This is a genomic window from Pantoea sp. MBD-2R (assembly GCF_039134845.1).
GTDB lineage: Bacteria > Pseudomonadota > Gammaproteobacteria > Enterobacterales > Enterobacteriaceae > Erwinia.
The window spans coordinates 787,076-804,783 of record NZ_CP152417.1; the positions used below are offsets into that span (position 1 = coordinate 787,076).

The 17,708-nt window shown below is 53.7% G+C and carries 15 protein-coding genes and 1 pseudogene; 7 read left to right on the top strand and 9 right to left on the bottom strand.

Features of this window, described 5'->3' with window-relative positions:
* The first annotated feature begins 2 nt into the window (after window positions 1-2).
* Together carB and AAGQ96_RS03580 are read left to right on the top strand one after the other, a co-directional pair.
* A complete protein-coding gene (carB, locus tag AAGQ96_RS03575) occupies window positions 3-3,227 on the top strand; it encodes a carbamoyl-phosphate synthase large subunit (RefSeq protein WP_342754868.1) in 3,225 nt (1,074 codons plus the stop codon).
* A gap of 204 nt (window positions 3,228-3,431) precedes the next feature.
* Entirely contained in the window at window positions 3,432-4,166 is a 735-nt protein-coding gene (locus tag AAGQ96_RS03580) for a phosphatase PAP2 family protein (protein ID WP_147195123.1), read from the top strand.
* 33 nt (window positions 4,167-4,199) lie between these two features.
* Here AAGQ96_RS03580 and AAGQ96_RS03585 read toward each other — a convergent pair whose 3' ends face one another.
* The 3 genes from AAGQ96_RS03585 to AAGQ96_RS03595 form a co-directional block, all read right to left on the bottom strand.
* Window positions 4,200-4,520, bottom strand: coding sequence for a type II toxin-antitoxin system MqsA family antitoxin (locus AAGQ96_RS03585; RefSeq protein WP_147195124.1), 321 nt, complete (start codon window positions 4,518-4,520; stop codon window positions 4,200-4,202).
* Window positions 4,517-4,855 carry a toxin gene (locus tag AAGQ96_RS03590; RefSeq protein WP_342754869.1) on the bottom strand — a complete coding sequence of 113 codons (339 nt, stop codon included), beginning with the start codon at window positions 4,853-4,855 and terminating at the stop codon, window positions 4,517-4,519. Before AAGQ96_RS03590 ends, AAGQ96_RS03585 begins: the two co-directional genes overlap by 4 nt.
* 280 nt (window positions 4,856-5,135) lie before the next feature.
* Entirely contained in the window at window positions 5,136-5,750 is a 615-nt protein-coding gene (locus tag AAGQ96_RS03595; RefSeq protein ID WP_342754870.1) for a LysE family translocator, read from the bottom strand.
* 193 nt (window positions 5,751-5,943) lie between these two features.
* Here AAGQ96_RS03595 and folA point away from each other — a divergent pair, with 193 nt between their 5' ends.
* On the top strand, window positions 5,944-6,423 hold the full coding sequence (folA, locus tag AAGQ96_RS03600) for a type 3 dihydrofolate reductase (RefSeq protein ID WP_147200514.1): 480 nt from the start codon (window positions 5,944-5,946) through the stop codon (window positions 6,421-6,423).
* Between the two features lie 32 nt (window positions 6,424-6,455).
* On the opposite strand, the gene apaH is transcribed toward folA, so the two are convergent.
* From apaH to lptD, 6 genes are read right to left on the bottom strand one after another with little or no spacing between them, the layout of a single operon-like run.
* The gene (gene apaH, locus AAGQ96_RS03605) at window positions 6,456-7,286 is read right to left on the bottom strand and encodes a bis(5'-nucleosyl)-tetraphosphatase (symmetrical) ApaH (RefSeq protein ID WP_342754871.1); all 831 of its coding nucleotides are present in this window, start codon (window positions 7,284-7,286) and stop codon (window positions 6,456-6,458) included.
* Between the two features lie 54 nt (window positions 7,287-7,340).
* On the bottom strand, window positions 7,341-7,718 hold the full coding sequence (gene apaG / locus AAGQ96_RS03610; protein WP_147195131.1) for a Co2+/Mg2+ efflux protein ApaG: 378 nt from the start codon (window positions 7,716-7,718) through the stop codon (window positions 7,341-7,343).
* A 3-nt stretch (window positions 7,719-7,721) separates the two neighbouring features.
* Window positions 7,722-8,549: a 16S rRNA (adenine(1518)-N(6)/adenine(1519)-N(6))-dimethyltransferase RsmA gene (gene rsmA / locus AAGQ96_RS03615; RefSeq protein WP_342754872.1), complete on the bottom strand. Its 828-nt coding sequence runs from the start codon at window positions 8,547-8,549 to the stop codon at window positions 7,722-7,724.
* Window positions 8,542-9,534, bottom strand: coding sequence for a 4-hydroxythreonine-4-phosphate dehydrogenase PdxA (gene pdxA / locus AAGQ96_RS03620; RefSeq protein ID WP_342754873.1), 993 nt, complete (start codon window positions 9,532-9,534; stop codon window positions 8,542-8,544). The genes rsmA and pdxA overlap by 8 nt, the downstream gene beginning before the upstream one ends.
* Window positions 9,524-10,819, bottom strand: coding sequence for a peptidylprolyl isomerase SurA (gene surA, locus AAGQ96_RS03625; RefSeq protein ID WP_147195142.1), 1,296 nt, complete (start codon window positions 10,817-10,819; stop codon window positions 9,524-9,526). Before surA ends, pdxA begins: the two co-directional genes overlap by 11 nt.
* 52 nt (window positions 10,820-10,871) lie before the next feature.
* Window positions 10,872-13,268 (bottom strand): LPS assembly protein LptD, encoded by a 2,397-nt coding sequence (gene lptD / locus AAGQ96_RS03630; protein ID WP_147195145.1) that lies wholly within the window; start codon window positions 13,266-13,268, stop codon window positions 10,872-10,874.
* Window positions 13,269-13,470: 202 nt separating this feature from the next.
* Here lptD and djlA point away from each other — a divergent pair, with 202 nt between their 5' ends.
* The 4 genes and pseudogenes from djlA to cutC form a co-directional block, all read left to right on the top strand.
* The gene (gene djlA, locus AAGQ96_RS03635) at window positions 13,471-14,295 is read left to right on the top strand and encodes a co-chaperone DjlA (RefSeq protein ID WP_147195147.1); all 825 of its coding nucleotides are present in this window, start codon (window positions 13,471-13,473) and stop codon (window positions 14,293-14,295) included.
* 331 nt (window positions 14,296-14,626) lie between these two features.
* Entirely contained in the window at window positions 14,627-14,992 is a 366-nt protein-coding gene (locus tag AAGQ96_RS03640; protein ID WP_342754874.1) for a multidrug efflux SMR transporter, read from the top strand.
* Between the two features lie 2 nt (window positions 14,993-14,994).
* The gene (locus tag AAGQ96_RS03645) at window positions 14,995-15,324 is read left to right on the top strand and encodes an SMR family transporter (RefSeq protein ID WP_147195151.1); all 330 of its coding nucleotides are present in this window, start codon (window positions 14,995-14,997) and stop codon (window positions 15,322-15,324) included.
* Between the two features lie 8 nt (window positions 15,325-15,332).
* A pseudogene (gene cutC / locus AAGQ96_RS03650) lies at window positions 15,333-17,708 on the top strand (choline trimethylamine-lyase); the annotation flags it as partial.

Here is a 17,708-nt window from a genome sequence, read left to right on the forward strand (position 1 = left end):
AAATGCCAAAACGTACCGACATAAAAAGTATCCTGATCCTTGGCGCTGGCCCGATCGTCATCGGCCAGGCCTGCGAATTCGACTACTCTGGCGCGCAAGCCTGTAAAGCGCTGCGCGAAGAGGGCTACCGCGTTATCCTGGTTAACTCCAACCCGGCAACCATCATGACCGACCCGGAGATGGCCGATGCCACTTATATCGAGCCAATTCACTGGGAAGTAGTACGCAAAATCATTGAAAAAGAGCGTCCGGATGCCGTGCTGCCAACCATGGGCGGTCAGACCGCGCTGAACTGTGCGCTGGAGCTGGAGCGTCAGGGCGTGCTGGCTGAATTCGGCGTCACCATGATCGGTGCCACGGCGGATGCCATTGATAAAGCGGAAGACCGTCGTCGCTTTGACGTGGCGATGAAGAAAATCGGCCTCGAAACCGCGCGTTCCGGCATCGCCCATACCATGGACGAAGCGCTGAAGGTGGCGGAAGACGTTGGCTTCCCCTGCATCATTCGTCCTTCCTTCACGATGGGCGGCACCGGTGGCGGTATCGCTTACAATCGCGAAGAGTTTGAAGATATTTGCGAGCGCGGTCTGGATCTGTCGCCAACCAACGAGCTGCTGATTGATGAATCGCTGATCGGCTGGAAAGAGTATGAAATGGAAGTGGTGCGGGATAAGAACGACAACTGCATCATCGTTTGCTCCATCGAAAACTTCGATGCGATGGGCATTCATACCGGTGACTCCATCACCGTTGCACCTGCGCAAACCCTGACCGACAAAGAATACCAAATCATGCGTAACGCCTCGATGGCGGTACTGCGTGAAATCGGCGTGGAAACCGGAGGGTCGAACGTACAGTTCTCGGTGAACCCTGAGAACGGCCGCCTGATCATTATTGAAATGAACCCCCGCGTTTCCCGCTCTTCGGCGCTGGCGTCAAAAGCCACCGGCTTCCCGATTGCGAAAATCGCCGCCAAGCTGGCGGTGGGCTACACGCTTGACGAGTTGATGAACGATATCACCGGCGGCCTGACGCCAGCGTCGTTCGAGCCGTCTATCGACTACGTTGTCACCAAGATCCCACGCTTTAACTTCGAAAAATTTGCCGGTGCCAACGACCGTCTGACCACGCAGATGAAGTCAGTGGGCGAAGTGATGGCGATTGGCCGTACGTTGCAGGAATCGATGCAGAAAGCGCTGCGCGGTCTGGAAGTGGGCGCGCACGGTTTCGACCCTAAAGTTGACCTGAACGATCCTGAAGCGATGACCCAGATTCGCCGCGAGCTGAAAGATGCCGGTTGTGACCGTATCTGGTACATCGCTGATGCTTTCCGTGCGGGCATGTCAGTTGATGACGTCTTCGCCCTGACCAATGTTGACCGTTGGTTCCTGGTGCAGATTGAGGAGCTGGTGCAGCTGGAGGCGCAGGTGGCTCATGAAGGCGTTAACGGCCTGACGGCAGAATTCCTGCGTACCCTGAAGCGTAAAGGCTTTGCCGATGCACGCCTGTCAGCGCTGGCTGGCGTCGCCGAATCTGAAGTACGTAAGCTGCGTGAACAGTACAACCTGCACCCGGTCTATAAGCGCGTGGATACCTGTGCGGCGGAATTCTCTACCGACACCGCTTACATGTATTCAACTTATGAGGAAGAGTGTGAAGCTAACCCGAACAGCGACCGTGAAAAAATCATGGTGCTGGGCGGCGGGCCAAACCGTATCGGCCAGGGCATTGAGTTTGACTACTGCTGCGTTCATGCGGCGCTGGCGCTGCGTGAAGATGGTTATGAGACCATCATGGTCAACTGTAATCCGGAAACCGTTTCTACCGATTACGATACCTCTGACCGTCTCTACTTTGAACCGGTCACGCTGGAAGACGTGCTTTCAATCGTGCGTATCGAGAAGCCAAAAGGCGTTATCGTCCAGTACGGCGGCCAGACGCCACTGAAACTGGCGCGTGAGCTGGAAGCCGCTGGCGTGCCGGTGATCGGCACCAGCCCGGATGCGATTGACCGTGCGGAAGACCGTGAGCGTTTCCAGCAGGCGGTCGATCGCCTGGGCCTGAAACAGCCAGAAAACGCCACGGTCACCGCGCTGGAGCAGGCGGTAGAAAAAGCCGCGCATATCGGCTATCCGCTGGTGGTGCGTCCCTCTTACGTGCTGGGCGGCCGGGCGATGGAAATCGTTTACGACGAAATCGACCTGAAGCGCTACTTCCAGACGGCGGTTTCCGTTTCCAACGACGCGCCGGTACTGCTGGACCGTTTCCTGGACGACGCAGTGGAAGTGGACGTCGATGCCATTTGCGACGGCGAACGCGTGCTGATTGGCGGCATCATGGAACATATCGAGCAGGCGGGCGTTCACTCCGGTGACTCGGCTTGTTCACTGCCGGCCTATACGCTGAGCAAAGATATCCAGAATGTAATGCGTCAGCAGGTTGAGAAACTGGCCTTTGAGCTCTGCGTTCGTGGCCTGATGAACGTCCAGTTTGCGGTGAAGGATAACGAAGTTTACCTGATTGAGGTAAACCCGCGTGCCGCACGTACCGTACCGTTCGTGTCCAAAGCGACCGGCGTGCCGCTGGCGAAGGTTGCCGCTCGCGTGATGGCAGGCAAAACGCTGGCAGAGCAGGGCGTGACGGAAGAAGTGATCCCACCGTATTACTCGGTGAAAGAAGTCGTGCTGCCGTTCAACAAGTTCCAGGGCGTTGACCCGATCCTCGGCCCGGAAATGCGTTCTACCGGTGAAGTAATGGGCGTGGGCCGCACTTTTGCAGAAGCCTTCTCCAAAGCGATGCTCGGCGCGCAAAGCAACATGAAGAAAAGCGGTCGTGCGCTGCTGTCAGTTCGCGATGGCGATAAAAAACGCATTGTGGATTTGGCGGCAAAGCTGCAAAAACTTGGCTTCGAGCTGGATGCGACTCACGGGACGGCTGTGGTGCTGGGTGAGGCGGGGATCAATCCGCGCCTGGTGAACAAGGTGCATGAAGGCCGCCCGCACATTCAGGATCGCCTGAAGAACGGGGAATATGCCTACATTGTTAACACCACGGCTGGCCGTCAGGCAATTGAAGATTCCAAGCTGATCCGCCGCAGTGCGCTGCAATATAAAGTGCACTACGACACCACGCTGAACGGCGGTTTTGCGACTGCAATGTCGCTGAATGCCGATCCGACCGAGCAGGTTATCTCGGTACAGGAAATGCACGCGCAGATTAACGGCTAAAACCGCTATCTGTTATGACTAAATCCCTGCTCCGGCGGGGATTTTTTTTGCCTTTTTCTGGAATGCTCTGTGATCCGGCGCTCAATCTGTAACCTTCAGGGCAGAGGTCATGCTGACAATCCCTTACTATCTACGCGGCAATTGCTTTTATTTGCAAAGCGGAGCGTTTTGCACACCACTGGATAATGAAAAAGGGATTAAATAATGAAAAAAATCTTACTCGCCTCGCTGACGTGGGCGGTTATTGGGCCTGTTTTTGCCGCTCCTGATGTCACCACCAACCCGGACCTCTTCTTTTTGAAAGAATCCCAGTCGATCGACAGCCTCGCCTTACTGCCGCCGCCACCGGCAGGGGACAGCATCGACTTCCTCAATGACAAAGCCCAGTACGATGCGGCCAAATTGCTGCGTAATACGCCACGCGGTAAGCAGGCGTGGCAGGATGCGCATATTTCCGGTAACGGCGTGGCGGAAGCATTTTCCGGGGCTTTCGGCCACGTGATTTCTAAAGAAAAAACGCCTGAAATCTACCGGCTGTTGATGAAAATGCGTGAGGATGCGGGCGACCTGGCGACCCGCAGCGCCAAGCAGCACTATATGCGTATCAGGCCATTTGCTTATTACAATGAGCCAACCTGTCGCGCCGATGAGGAGGCCACGCTGTCCAAAAATGGCTCATATCCTTCCGGCCATACCACGATAGGCTGGGCCACCGCGCTGGTACTAACGGAAATCAATCCGTCCCGACAGGATGCTATCCTCAAGCGTGGCTACGATCTTGGGCAGAGCAGGGTAATTTGTGGCTATCACTGGCAGAGTGACGTGACGGCCGCCCGTGTGGTGGGCGGCGCCATCGTCGCGCGTCTGCATGCCGATGAAGGATTTACCCAGCAGCTGCAAAAAGCAAAAGAAGAATTCAAACGTCTGAGCGGTTCGTAATCCTTTCCAGTGGCGGTGCGCTGCCACTGGTTTCTACAGCGACAATCCGGCAAGGGTTTGCAGCAGCTGAGGATCTTTTTCAACCATGCGGATAAGCAGAATCGCCTGCTTGTTGGGTTTAGCACGACCCTGCTCCCAGTTTTGATAGGTGGTCAGCCCGGTATGTAAGTACTGGGCAAACAGCGCCTGCGAAAGCTGTAGCGACTCCCTGATCTGCCGTAGCTCAGACGAGGGCAACACAATTTCGCGTTCAACGCTCAGCCGGTGAGTTTTCAGCGTTTTTTTGCCCGCATTCATCTCTCCCCAGGCATCCATCCCTTCAACCAGCTCATTGAACAACTGTCGTTTTTTCATGGTGTTCCTGCCATATGATAATCAAGCAACTGACGCAGCATGCTTTTCTGCGAGACGGTGAGATCGCCCATTTCTCCCTTACTGTAAAGCGTAAAAAGGAGGAACTGGGCGTTTTCCTGCCACCAGTAATAAATCACCCGCAGGCCTGCACGCTTCCCTTTTTGGCGGTTCTCATCGCCTAACCTGACTTTACGCAATCCGCCCGTGTGTTGGATAACGTCACCACACCATGGCGAAAGCATTAAGAGATTTTGCAGGCTGATAAACGCCTCATCGGAGAGATAATCCGCACGATGGCGTGCGAATGGCGGAAGTTCGACAAAGATAGCATCCACTGCTGTGTCTCCTGATTATGCATAATCTATCCCCAAATAAAGGATAGTTCAATGGTATTGCACGATTTTTCGTCAGGTAGTTTGCCGTTATTTAAGTTGAGATGCGCCACTCACTGGCTGAGACTGCGTAACGCCTCGCAAAGAGGTTTTCCTGCCTGTAAAGTTTTAGCCGGTGGAGAGGGAACAAGATATAAAAAGGAAGGGGCTGGAAAGCAGCTGAAGGATAAGCAGAGACTTACCCGTCAGCAGGAGATTTTGCTGACGGGCGCGGACGAGGCTATCAGGAAAGGGCGACTTTAATGCCCAATGCAATCAGCACGCCGCCGAGCAGTTTGTCGATCAGCTTCTGAGCTTTAGCCAGCCCGCGACGTACAGGTGCGCTCTGTATCAGGATCACCAGCGAAGGCCACCAGAGAGAGGAAAGCGTGAGGATAATGCCCGCATACCACACCTTTTCGCTGAAACCGGAGTTAACGCTCAGCACCTGAGTAAACATCGACAGAAAGAACAGCGTTGCTTTTGGGTTTAACAGATTGCAAAGATAGCCCTGCAAAAACGCCTTTTTCAGCGAGGTATTTTCCGGCGCGACATTGGTCAGATCCATCTTGCTGCCGCCGCGCGAAAGCAACGCCTGCACGCCTACGTAAATCAGGTAAGCGGCACCTGCATATTTAAGCAGCATAAACAGCCATGGCGTGGTGGTGATCACCACGGCCAGCCCGGCAACGCAGTAAGTCATGTGCGTCGCCACGGCGCAGTTAACGCCTAAAGCCGTCATCAAAGCCGCGCTGCGGCGATAGCGCGCTGCGTTTTTAACGATCAGAAAAAAGTCCGGGCCAGGGGAGAGCATGCCCAGCGTCGCAATCGTGACGATAAGTAAACTGGTTTCTAACATGATGTTCTTCGATGTCGGTTGGAAAAAAGGATTTTACGTAGCTTGCTGCGCGCATTTTAGCGCGAAGTTCCGCGAAAAGACACGCAAACGATACGCTGAAAAACCTTTACGTATTTCGCCAGGTTTAGCTATCGACGAAAGTTTCACCTTTCCGTATGATGGCGCCAATTTTACACCTTGTGAGTATTATCTGATGATAAGCCTGATTGCGGCCATGGCGGCCGACCGCGTAATTGGAATGGAAAACGCCATGCCGTGGCATCTGCCTGCCGACCTGGCGTGGTTCAAACGTAACACCCTGAGCAAGCCTGTGATCATGGGACGTCGTACCTTTGAATCTATTGGTCGCCCTCTGCCCGGCCGACTGAATATTGTGATCAGTTCTCAGAAAGGTGAGTCAGAAGGCGTGACCTGGGTCAGTTCGATCGAGGATGCGCTGCTGGCGGCAGCCGACGCTGAAGAAATCATGGTCATTGGCGGCGGGCGTGTTTATGAGCAGCTGCTGCCACGAGCCGATCGTCTTTATCTGACGCACATTGATGCAGAAGTGGAAGGCGATACGACCTTCCCGGATTATGAGCCTGACGAATGGCAGTCTACGTTCAGCGAGTTCCATGACGCGGACGAACAGAACACCCACAGCTACTGCTTCGAAATTCTCGATCGCCGTTAAAAGTCAGGGCGGAAAATTTTCCGCCCTGTGCATTATTCCTCTACCGACCGTTCCCGGTTGGAAGGCTGAATAAACCACGCTTGATCTTCCCAGCGCAGCATGGTCAACGTACCGCCCCAGCAGCAACCGGTATCCAGTGCCAGAATGCCTTCCGGCGTGCCTTTTCCTTCCAGTGAAGCCCAGTGACCAAACACAATGGTGTAATCACGGGAAACCGGGCCGGGGATTTTAAACCAGGGCTTTAGCGGCGGCGGGGCAGAGTCTGGTGTATCTTTGCAGATCATATCCAGCTGGCCGTTAGGGAAGCAATACCGCATTCTGGTCAACGCGTTGGTGCTGAAGCGCAAACGGGCCAGTCCGCTGAGTTCTGGCGTCCAGTTATTGGGCATATCGCCATACATAGCGTTAAGAAACAGCGGATAGGTATCGCTGGAGAGCACGGCTTCCACTTCACGAGCACAGCTTTGCGCCGTTTCGATATCCCACTGCGGGGTGATCCCGGCATGGGCCATCACCAACTTTTTCTCTTCATCAACCTGCAACAGCGGCTGACGACGAAGCCAGTTAATCAGCTCATCCGCGTCTTCGGCTTCTAACAGCGGCGTAATTCGATCTTTAGGTTTGTTACGGCTAATCCCGGCGAAAACGGCCAGCAGATGCAAATCATGATTGCCTAATACCACCTTAACCGCATCACCGAGAGAGCGAACGAAGCGTAAAACTTCCAGCGAGCCGGGACCCCGCGCTACTAAATCGCCCGTTAACCACAGGGTGTCCTGAGCGGGGTCGAAAGCAACCTGCGCCAGCAAAGATTGCAGTTCATCGTAGCAACCATGAATATCGCCGATTAGATAAGTGCTCATAAACCTGTCCAGCCATATGCGGTGCGGCGGCAGGGCTTTGCACCGCAATCAGAATTAATGGATTTGAGTGGGGATTGCCAGGCGGAACACCGGGATCTCTACACGGAAGGCTTCGCCCTCGCTGTCGATCATCTCATAGTGTCCCTGCATGGTGCCCATCGGCGTTTCGAGAACGGCACCGCTGGTGTACTGAAACTCGTTTCCGGGCTGAATAAGCGGCTGTTCGCCCACCACGCCTTCACCCTGAACTTCAGTTTCGCGGCCGTTGCCGTTGGTAATGAGCCAGTAACGGCCAAGCAGCTGAGCAGCGGTACGCCCCAAATTGCGGATTGTAATGGTGTAAGCAAAAACGTAGCGCTCCTCTTCAGGATCCGACTGCGACGCAATATAAACGCTCTGCACATTAATACTAACCCGGGGCGTATCGGTCATTGCTTAGTTCTCCTGCTGCTGAACCTGAGGATGCTCGCTCAGCCAGTTAGCCAGCTGGCAGTACTGCGCCACTGAGATATTTTCCGCACGCAGCGTTGGATCGATATTCATCTGCTGTAAAACTTCAAGCGTGAAGAGATGACCAAGGCTGTTACGTAGCGTTTTACGGCGCTTACCGAAAGCTTCGGTGGTGATTCGGCTGAGTAAGCGAATATCGTTAACCGGATGCGGGATCGTCGAGTGAGGGATCAAACGCACCACGGCGGAATCCACTTTTGGTGCCGGGGTGAAGGATTCCGGCGGGACTTCCAGCACCGGGATCACCTGGCAGTAATACTGTGCCATCACCGTCAGCCGACCATACGCCTTGCTGCCAGGCCCGGCAACCAGACGATTGACCACCTCTTTTTGCAACATAAAGTGCATATCGCGAATCGCATCAGTATAGCTGAAAAGGTGGAACATCAACGGGGTAGAGATGTTGTAGGGCAGGTTGCCGAAGACGCGCAGAGACTGGCCTTTTTCACGGGCGTACTCGGCGAAATTAAAGGTCATGGCATCCTGCTGGAAGATCGTCAGCTTAGGCCCAAGGAAAGGATGGGTCTGCAGACGAGCCGCCAGGTCGCGGTCAAGTTCGATGACCGTCATAGCATCCAGACGTTCGCCAACCGGTTCGGTTAACGCGCCGAGGCCTGGGCCGATCTCGACAACCGCCTCGCCTGCCTGTGGATGGATAGCGGAGACGATGCTGTCGATAATGTACTGGTCGTTCAGGAAGTTCTGTCCGAAACGTTTGCGGGCGAAATGGCCCTGATGGACGCGATTATTCATTACTGCTCTTAATCATGGTAATGGCGAGGTTAAGCGCCGTAATAAAGCTGCCCGCATCCGCGTCACCCTGGCCTGCCAGCTCTAAGGCTGTGCCATGATCGACGGAGGTACGGATAAAGGGCAGGCCAAGGGTGATATTCACCGCACGACCAAATCCCTGATATTTTAGCACCGGCAGGCCCTGGTCGTGATACATCGCCAGGACTGCATCGGCATGCTGTAAATATTTGGGCTGAAACAGCGTATCTGCCGGCAGCGGGCCGGTCAGCTGCATCCCCTGGCGTCGGAGTTCATCCAGCGCAGGGATAATGACATCGATCTCTTCACGTCCCATGTGTCCACCTTCACCTGCATGCGGATTCAGGCCACAGACAAAAATATGCGGCTGGGCCAGACCAAATTTGCTTTGCAGATCGGCATGAAGAATATTGATCACTTCGTGCAGGCTGTCGCGAGTGATGGCGGCAGAGACATCTTTAAGCGGCAGATGCGTGGTCGCCAGCGCGACTCTCAGCTCTTCCGTTGCCAGCATCATCACCACGCGTGAGCACATTGCCCGCTCCGCGAAGAACTCAGTATGCCCGCTGAAAAAGATGCCCGCATCATTAATTACGCCTTTATGCACCGGACCGGTAATCAGCGCGGCAAATTCACCGTTAAGGCAACCGTCACAGGCACGCGCCAGCGTTTCCAGCACGTAATGACTGTTGGCCACGCAGAGTTCGCCAGCCTTAACCGGCTGTGGCGTAATCACCGGCAATACCGTCAGCGTTCCCGCAGCCTGTGGCTGTGCGGCTACGCCCGGCTGGTATTCTCGTAGCGTCAAGGGTAAACCCAGCTTTGCCGCACGCCGGCGCAGCAAAGCTGGATCGGCACAGACGACCAGTTCAACTGGCCAGTCGCGCTGGGCCAGTTGCAGGGTGACATCAGGACCAATCCCGGCGGGTTCGCCGGGAGTGATCGCCACGCGCAGGTTACTGAGCATTGGCATCCAGAATTTTCACGTAGGCTGAAGCACGTTGTTCCTGCATCCAGGTCTGTGCTTCTTCAGCAAATTTACGGTTGAACAGCAGACGGTAAGCGCGTTCTTTCTGCGCGGCATCCGTTTTATCAACCTGACGGGTATCCATCAGCTGAATCAAATGCCAGCCGAAAGAAGAGTGAACCGGCGTGCTCAATTGCCCCTTCTTCAATTTCAACAGCGCGTCGCGGAAAGCGGGATCGAAGACTTCCGGAGAGCTCCAGCCCAGATCGCCGCCCTGATTGGCTGAACCAGGATCCTGTGAAAGCTGTTTAGCTGCCTGAGCAAAGCTGGTTTTACCGCTGTTGATATCCGCCGCAACCTGTTCCAGCTTCTGGCGCGCCTGGGCGTCAGTCATCACTGGTGAAGGCTTCAGCAGAATATGGCGGGCATGCACTTCAGTCACCGAAATGCTCTGGTTATCGCCACGAACATCATTCACTTTCAGGATGTGGAAGCCGACGCCGGAACGGATTGGGCCAATGATATCGCCTTTTTTCGCCGTCACCAGCGACTGTGCGAACAGTGAAGGCAGTTCCTGAATCCGGCCCCAGCCCATGTTGCCGCCTTTCAGCGCCTGAGGATCGGCGGAGTAGGTGATTGCCAGCTTACCGAAATCGGCACCGCCTTTGGCCTCGCCTGCCAGCTGTTTCGCCAGGGTTTCCTGATCGTCAACCTGCTGCTGGGTTGGATTTTCCGGCAGCGGGAGCAGGATGTGGCTGAGGTTCAGCTCAGTCGAAGCGGTGTTTTGAGAAGAAACCTGTTTCGCCAGCGAATCCACTTCCTGCGGAAGAATGGTCACACGACGACGGACTTCGTTATTGCGCACTTCGGCAATGGTCATCTCTTTGCGGATCTGCTCGCGATAAGTTGCGTAGTTCATGCCGTCGTAAGCCAGGCGGCTACGCAGCTGATCCACGCTCATTTTGTTTTGCGCAGCAATGTTGGCAATCGCCTGATCCAGCTGTGCATCTGAAATCTGGATGCCCGCCTGTTTTGCCATTTGCAGCAGAATGTTATCCATCACCAGACGTTCAATGATCTGATGACGTAACGTTCTGTCATCCGGCAGCTGCTGACCAGCCTGATGAGCCTGACCTTTTACCGACTGCATCATGCCGTCGACGTCACTTTCTAACACCACGCCGTTATTCACGACGGCGGCGACTTTATCAACAACTTGCGGTGCTGCAAACGCGGTGCTGGCTGTCAGCGCTGCACCGAGGATCAGCATTCTCCAGTTCTTCATACTTTTTCCATTCTTCTATCCGCACTGCGGGTTTGCATACTAAATCACAACATCAGAAAGAGCGCTGATAAGGCAGAATGCCCTGACGCAGCATCTGGCCGGTGCCCAGGTTGTAAGTTGGGCTCAGGCCGCGTAGCTCAATGTTGAACGAGATTTTGTTATCGTACTTACTGCTGTCGTTTTCCCAGCTGGATATTTTACGCTCGTACCCCAGGCGAATGGCATAACAGCAGGAGCTGTACTGCACGCCGAGTAACTGATCGGCCGGCTGCTTCGCTTTCGTATCGTAATACCAGGCACCCACAACTGACCAGGCATCAGCAATCGGCCAGCTTGCCGTTGTACCCACCTGTGAGATCCCCTGCTGATAGCCAGGGTTAGTGATCTGGCTTAGCGTCTGCTGAATATATTCCGGGCTGGTATAGCGGTAGTTCAACTGCACCATCCGGTCTGCATCACGACGGTATTCCAGTATGGCATTACCTTGTGAAACGTCATTGAGGCTGGTGTCATACTGCACACCGCCACGCGCTCCCCAACGGTCGCTAATCTTCCAGTAGGTATCACCTGCCCATACCAGACTGCCACGATCGTCACTGTCTGCGTTCTCCAGTCCGGTACGAGACGGGGTAAACGAGTAGATTTGACCAATGGAAGCGTTAAAACGTTCAACCAGATCGTTATCAAATATTCGGGTAGTAACGCCGGTGGTCACCTGATTGGCAGAAGCAATGCGATCCAGGCCGCTATAAGTGCGGTCACGGAACAGGCCGGTGTAATCACTTTGCAGCAGCGTGGAGTCATAAGCCCGGATAGTGCTCTGGTCACGATAAGGAATGTAGAGGTACTGCATACGCGGTTCCAGCGTTTGCGTGTAGCCCTCTGCCCAATTCATGTCGCGATCGAAGACCATCTTGCCGTCAACTTTGAACTGCGGCATTACGCGGTTCACGCTGCTTTTCAGCTGGTTGACCTTGGTGGTATCAACGTTTTCGTTCCAGTATTCGATGTCATCCTGCTGGTAATGCGTCGCCAGCAGTTTCGCTTCGGTATTCAGGCTGCCCCAACCGTTAGAAAGCGGCAGGTTGATCGTGGGCTCCAGGTGCAGACGCGTCGCATCCGGGTATTCTTCATTAACGTTGGTAAACTTCACCGCCTGTGCATACAGATGGGTGTCGAATGGACCCACGTCGTTCTGATAATAGTTAAAGTCAAACTGCGGTTCGGCGCGATAAACGTCGTTATTGGTTTGGGTGGAGAAAATCTGGAACTGCTTAGTCGACAGCGTAGCATCCCAGTTTTTCTCAGCGTAGCCCACGCTAAATTTCTGCGTCACATAACCGTCGGTTGAGTTAGCGTACGGCGAATCCAGGTCAGTGAAGTAGTAAACATCACTGACTTTGGTGTAGTCGGCGTTAAAGCGCCAGTTCTGATCGTAGACGCCCGAATGCCGCCAGAAGAACAACCAGCGATTGGAATCTTTGTCGTCGGAAAGATTACGAGCCGCCGCATCTTTGTTGTACTGATCGTCGGTTGGCAGGTAGTCGAATTCCATCAGGCCCACACCGGCTTTGGTCAGGTAGCGGAATTCATTCTGCCACTGCATGCCACGCTTGCTCATATAGTGCGGCGTAATGGTGGCGTCGGCCTGCGGCGCGATGTTCCAGTAGTAGGGCAGAATAAATTCAAAGCCGTTGGAACTGCCATATTTAGCGTTAGGGATCAGGAAACCGGAACGGCGTTTGTCGCCGATAGGCAACTGCAAATAGGGGCTGTAAAGTACCGGAACCGCGCCAATTTTAAAGCGGGCATTCCAGATTTCAGCAACCTGTTCTTCGCGATCCTGAATCACTTCTGTACCCGCCACGCTCCAGCTATTGTCGCCAGGCAGACAGGAAGTGAAGGTACCATTTTCCAAAATGGTATAGCGATTTTGCCCGCGCAGCTTCATCTGATCGCCGCTACCGCGTCCCTGACGGCCAACCATTTGGTAGGTGCCATTCCAGACGTTGGTGTCTTTGGTGTTCAGATTGGACCAGGCTTTCGGACCTTTCAGGATGACCTGATTGTCGTCATAGTGCACATTACCTAACGCGTCGACGGTGCGTACCGGCGTCGGCTGGCCCTGCTGCGGCTTCTGGTGCAGCTGCACTTCGTCAGACAGCATGCGGCTGTTGCCCTGCTGAATATCGACGTTGCCGCTAAACACCGCATCATCCGGGTAGTTGCCTTTAGCCTGATCCGCATTAATCGTTACCGGCAGGTTATTGGTGTCTTTGCCCTGAACCAGAGGACGGTTATAGCTTGGTACGCCCAGCATACATTGCGATGCGAGGTCGTCGGCCAGACCTTGCTGGCTGTAAAGCGCTGAACCGATAAGCGTGGCCAGCAAAGTAGGTAGTCGTTTTTTCATACGCGGTATCGAAAATTCCGTGATAGCAGGCATCATGCCGACAAACGGTCAGAGACTAACGTACTCAACTGCGTTGCGCTAGTGTTATACCCTGCATCTTACAAATTACAGCGGTGCTGTAAGGTGAAAGCGGTAGGGCTTGCTCTGGTTGTTTGACCGCGTTGCCGTTAGGCTCTGAGATAAATGACGGGTATGATAATGCAATTTCTGGGCTTCAGCATGGCGAATTGAGGAGTATATGCGCTATTGGGGAAAAGTAATCGGGCTTGTGCTGGGTTTGTTAAGCGGCATCGGCTTTTGGGGAATAGCATTTGGCCTGCTGATTGGTCATCTGGTTGATAAGGCGCAGGCGGTCAGAGGACAGGGCTATTTCGCCAACCAGCAGACCCGACAGACGCTGTTTTTCCGCACCACCTTTCAGGTTATGGGGCATCTGACCAAATCGAAAGGGCGCGTTACGGATGCGGATATTCAGATGGCTTCCCTGCTGATGGATCGCATGCAGCTGCATGGTGAAGCCAGAACGTCGGCGCAGCGTGCCTTTCGCGAAGGAAAAGAGGGAGACTACCCGCTGCGTACTAAACTGCGTGAATTGCGTAGCGCCTGCTTTGGCCGTTTTGACCTGATTAGGATGTTTCTGGAAATTCAAATCCAGGCGGCCTTTGCTGATGGATCGCTTCATCCTAATGAGCGTCAGGTGCTGTATGTGATCGCAGAGGAGCTGGGTATTTCGCATAACCAGTTCGATCAGTTTCTGCGCATGATGGAAGGCGGTCAGCAGTTTGGCGGCGGCGGTCACTATCAGGGCGCGGGTTCGCAGGGTGGTTTTCAATCCGCTCAGCGTGGGCCGACGCTGGAAGATGCCTGTAGCGTACTGGGCGTAAAAAGCAGCGATGAGCCAGCGGTTATAAAACGGGCCTACCGTAAGCTAATGAGCGAGCATCATCCTGATAAGCTGGTGGCGAAAGGCTTACCGCCACAGATGATGGAAATGGCGAAGCAGAAAGCGCAGGAAATCCAGGCTGCTTACGATCTGATTAAGCGGGAAAAAGGCTTTAAATAAGCATTATCCGGCCGGTGGTGCGTTGCTCACCGGCTGGATAGCTTAGCGTAATCAACAGAGTTATTTTATTTATAGTCAAGTGCTAACCTGCAACGGGTTTATTGAATATTTAAAATTATCGCATGATTAACCTAAAGGCTGAGATAAATCAAACTACTGTCATCATGATAAATTATCAATAATTTTTACTCCGGTTGATAATAATGAGGCTTTAGAGGCCTCATTGTTTATGCTGGATTGACAGAGATCCAGATACACTGATACAGAACAGAACGTTTTTATTTTTAAATTCTGAATGTTAATTATCTGTATCACACTGGTTTATTAAATTATGAAAAAAGACAGGTATTCTTTATATCTCTGCATTGCCATTACCGTTGAAATAGTGGCAACCACGCTGTTAGCTTTATCGAAGGGAATGTCGATAATTTTGCCAGCAGGGCTTGCACTGGCGGCGTATGCCGTTTCCTACTTTTTCCTGACGCTTTCACTGAAGAAAATCCCTATTGGCCTTGCCTACGCACTGTGGGCCGGTGTCGGCATTGTCGCCACCTCAATCACCAACCGCGTAGTGTTCGACAAGTTGATCAGCCATGGCAGCATAATTGGCATGTTATTAATTCTTGCGGGAGTAGTGGTGATTAATCTGTTCTCTGGAAAAGACAAGCCCGCTAATTCTGTTTCAGGAGGCAGGTAATCATGCTCAGTACATTAACCGGGTTGCTGTGGCTATTTATTGCCATTGTGCTGGAGGTTGTAGCCACCAGCCTGCTGCCTAAAACCGACAGTTTTCGCCGTTGGGGCATTACCCTTGGGGTAATGACAATTTACGCCTGCTGTTTTTATGCTTTATCAAAAGCGATTCTGGTTTTATCGGTCGGCCTTGCCTATGCCCTTTGGTGCGGTTTGGGCATTGTTATCATCAATTTGGTCGGCGTGGTTATTTATCGTAATAAAATAGATCGGCCCGCTTTTATCGGTATTTCATTAATTGTAGCTGGCTGTGTGATAATGGGAATGTTTCAATGAATAATGTTATGGATCAGCTTTATCCCCGCATTCATCGTCTGCGAACGCGTTATTTACAGGCGAAACCTTTTATCTCCGCAACCCGAGCCAGAGCCGTTACCGAAATTTATCGCCGCTATCCAGGCATGCCAACGCTATTGCTCCGCGCAATGGCATTTCGCCGTGCCTGTCAGCTTGCGCCGCTGGTGATTCAGGACGATGAATTGATTATCAGTCATCCGGCCGGTGCAGCCCGGGGAGGCGAAGTGTCGCCGGAAATCGCCTGGCGTTGGGTGGCGGATGAGCTCGATACCATGTCCACTCGCGCTCAGGATCCGTACGAAATCAGCGATGAGGTTAAGCGCGAACTGCGTGAAGACATTTTCCCTTTCTGGCAGGGGCGCTCACTGGATGAGGTGGCGGAAACGCAGCTGCGTCATGCCGGGCTGTGGGAGTGGAGTACCGATGACGGCATCTGCGACCTCAGCATCAAAACCCAGAACGGCGGCGGTGATACCTGTCCCGGCTACGATATTATTTTGCTGAAAAAAGGGCTGGGCGGCGTGGCGGACGAGGCTCGCGCAGCATTAGGTGGCTTATCGCCAACCTGTCCTGACGATCAGGATAAACAGGTTTTTTACGAAGCGGTGATTGAAACCTGTGAAGGCGTGAAAGATTATGCCAACCGCTATGCCGATTATGCCCAGCAGCTGGCAGAACAGGCAGTGGATGGCCAGCGCAGAGCGGAGCTGATAAAACTGGCGCACATTTGCCGCCGCGTGCCGGAACATCCGCCAGAAAATTTCTATGAAGCATTACAGGCGATTTGGTTCGCTCAGTCGCTGTTCATTCTGGAAGAGAACCAGACGGGGATTTCGCTGGGTCGTGTCGATCAATATCTGTGGCCGCTTCTTGCGGCGGATCTGGCGTCTGGCGAGTTAACCGAAGCAAAAGCGGAAGAGTTGCTGTGCTGCTGGATGATTAAAATGTCCGAATGCATGTGGATTTGCAGCGCCAGTTCCGCCATGTACTTTGCGGGTTATCAGCCTTTCGTCAACCTTGTGGTCGGCGGGCAAAAACGCGAGGGCGGCGATGCGACCAATCCTCTGACCCTGCTGATTATGGACTGTTCCCGCAAGCTGAAAATTTATCAGCCGAGCCTGGCGGTGCGTATTCACAATCAGTCACCGCAGCCGTTTATGCGCAAAATCGTCGAGGTTATTCGGGCAGGCATCGGTTTCCCGGCCTGCCATTTTGACGACGCCCACATCAAAATGATGCTGCGTAAAGGCTTCGATTATGAAGATGCGCGCGATTACTGTCTGATGGGCTGCGTTGAGCCACAGCGATCGGGCCGTATTTATCAGTGGACATCGGTGGGGTATACCACCTTTACCTGCGCAATTGAGCTGGCGCTGAACAATGGCAAAACGGCCAGCGGTTCTCAGGTTGGGCCACTGACCGGCGAGCCGGGCGAACTCACCACCTATGCTGCTTTTGAAGCGGCGGTAAAACAGCAGTTAAGCCATATCGTCCGGCAGGCCGCCAGAGCCACGCTGATGATGCAGAAACTGCACCGGGATCTGGCACCTAAACCACTGATTTCCTGTCTGGTAGAAGGCTGTGTTGAGCAGGGTAAAGATGTGATGCACGGCGGGGCGATGGTCAATAATGGCCCGGGCCTGATCTGGACCGGCATGGCGGACTATGCCAACGCCATGATGGCGATGCGCGAGCTGGTTTACACCCAGCACAAGGTTACGCCTGAGCAAATGGTGGAGGCGCTTCACGATAATTTTGACGGTCATGAATCGCTCCGCTCCGCATGCCTGAACGTAGCGAAATTTGGCAACGATATTGCCGAAGTTGATTACATCGCCCGGGATCTGATCCGCTTTATCGAGCAGCAGCACCGGCAGTACCGGATGCTGTATGGCCCGTTCACTCACGGTACGCTGTCGATCTCTAACAACACGCCATTTGGTCTGGCGACCGGCGCGCTGCCCAGCGGACGTCTGGCGGGCATGCCGCTGGCTGACGGGATCAGTCCTTCCCAGCAGACCGATTATGCCGGACCTACTGCCATCGTGAATTCCGTTGGGCGTATTAACGTCGAAGAGATGGAAATTGGGATGGTGCATAACTTTAAGCTGCTGCATGGCATTCTGGACACTGATGAGGGCGAACAGGGGTTAATTACCCTGCTGCGCAGCGCCAGTATGCTGGGCAATGCGCAGATGCAGTTTAGCTACGTGGATGACGAGACGCTGCGTAAAGCACAGGAAAACCCGGAGGCTTACCGCAATCTGATGATCAGAGTTGCGGGTTACAGCGCATTCTTCGTTGAACTCAGTCGTGAGGTCCAGGATGAAATTATCAGCCGCACCCAGTTGCAGCAGTTCTGA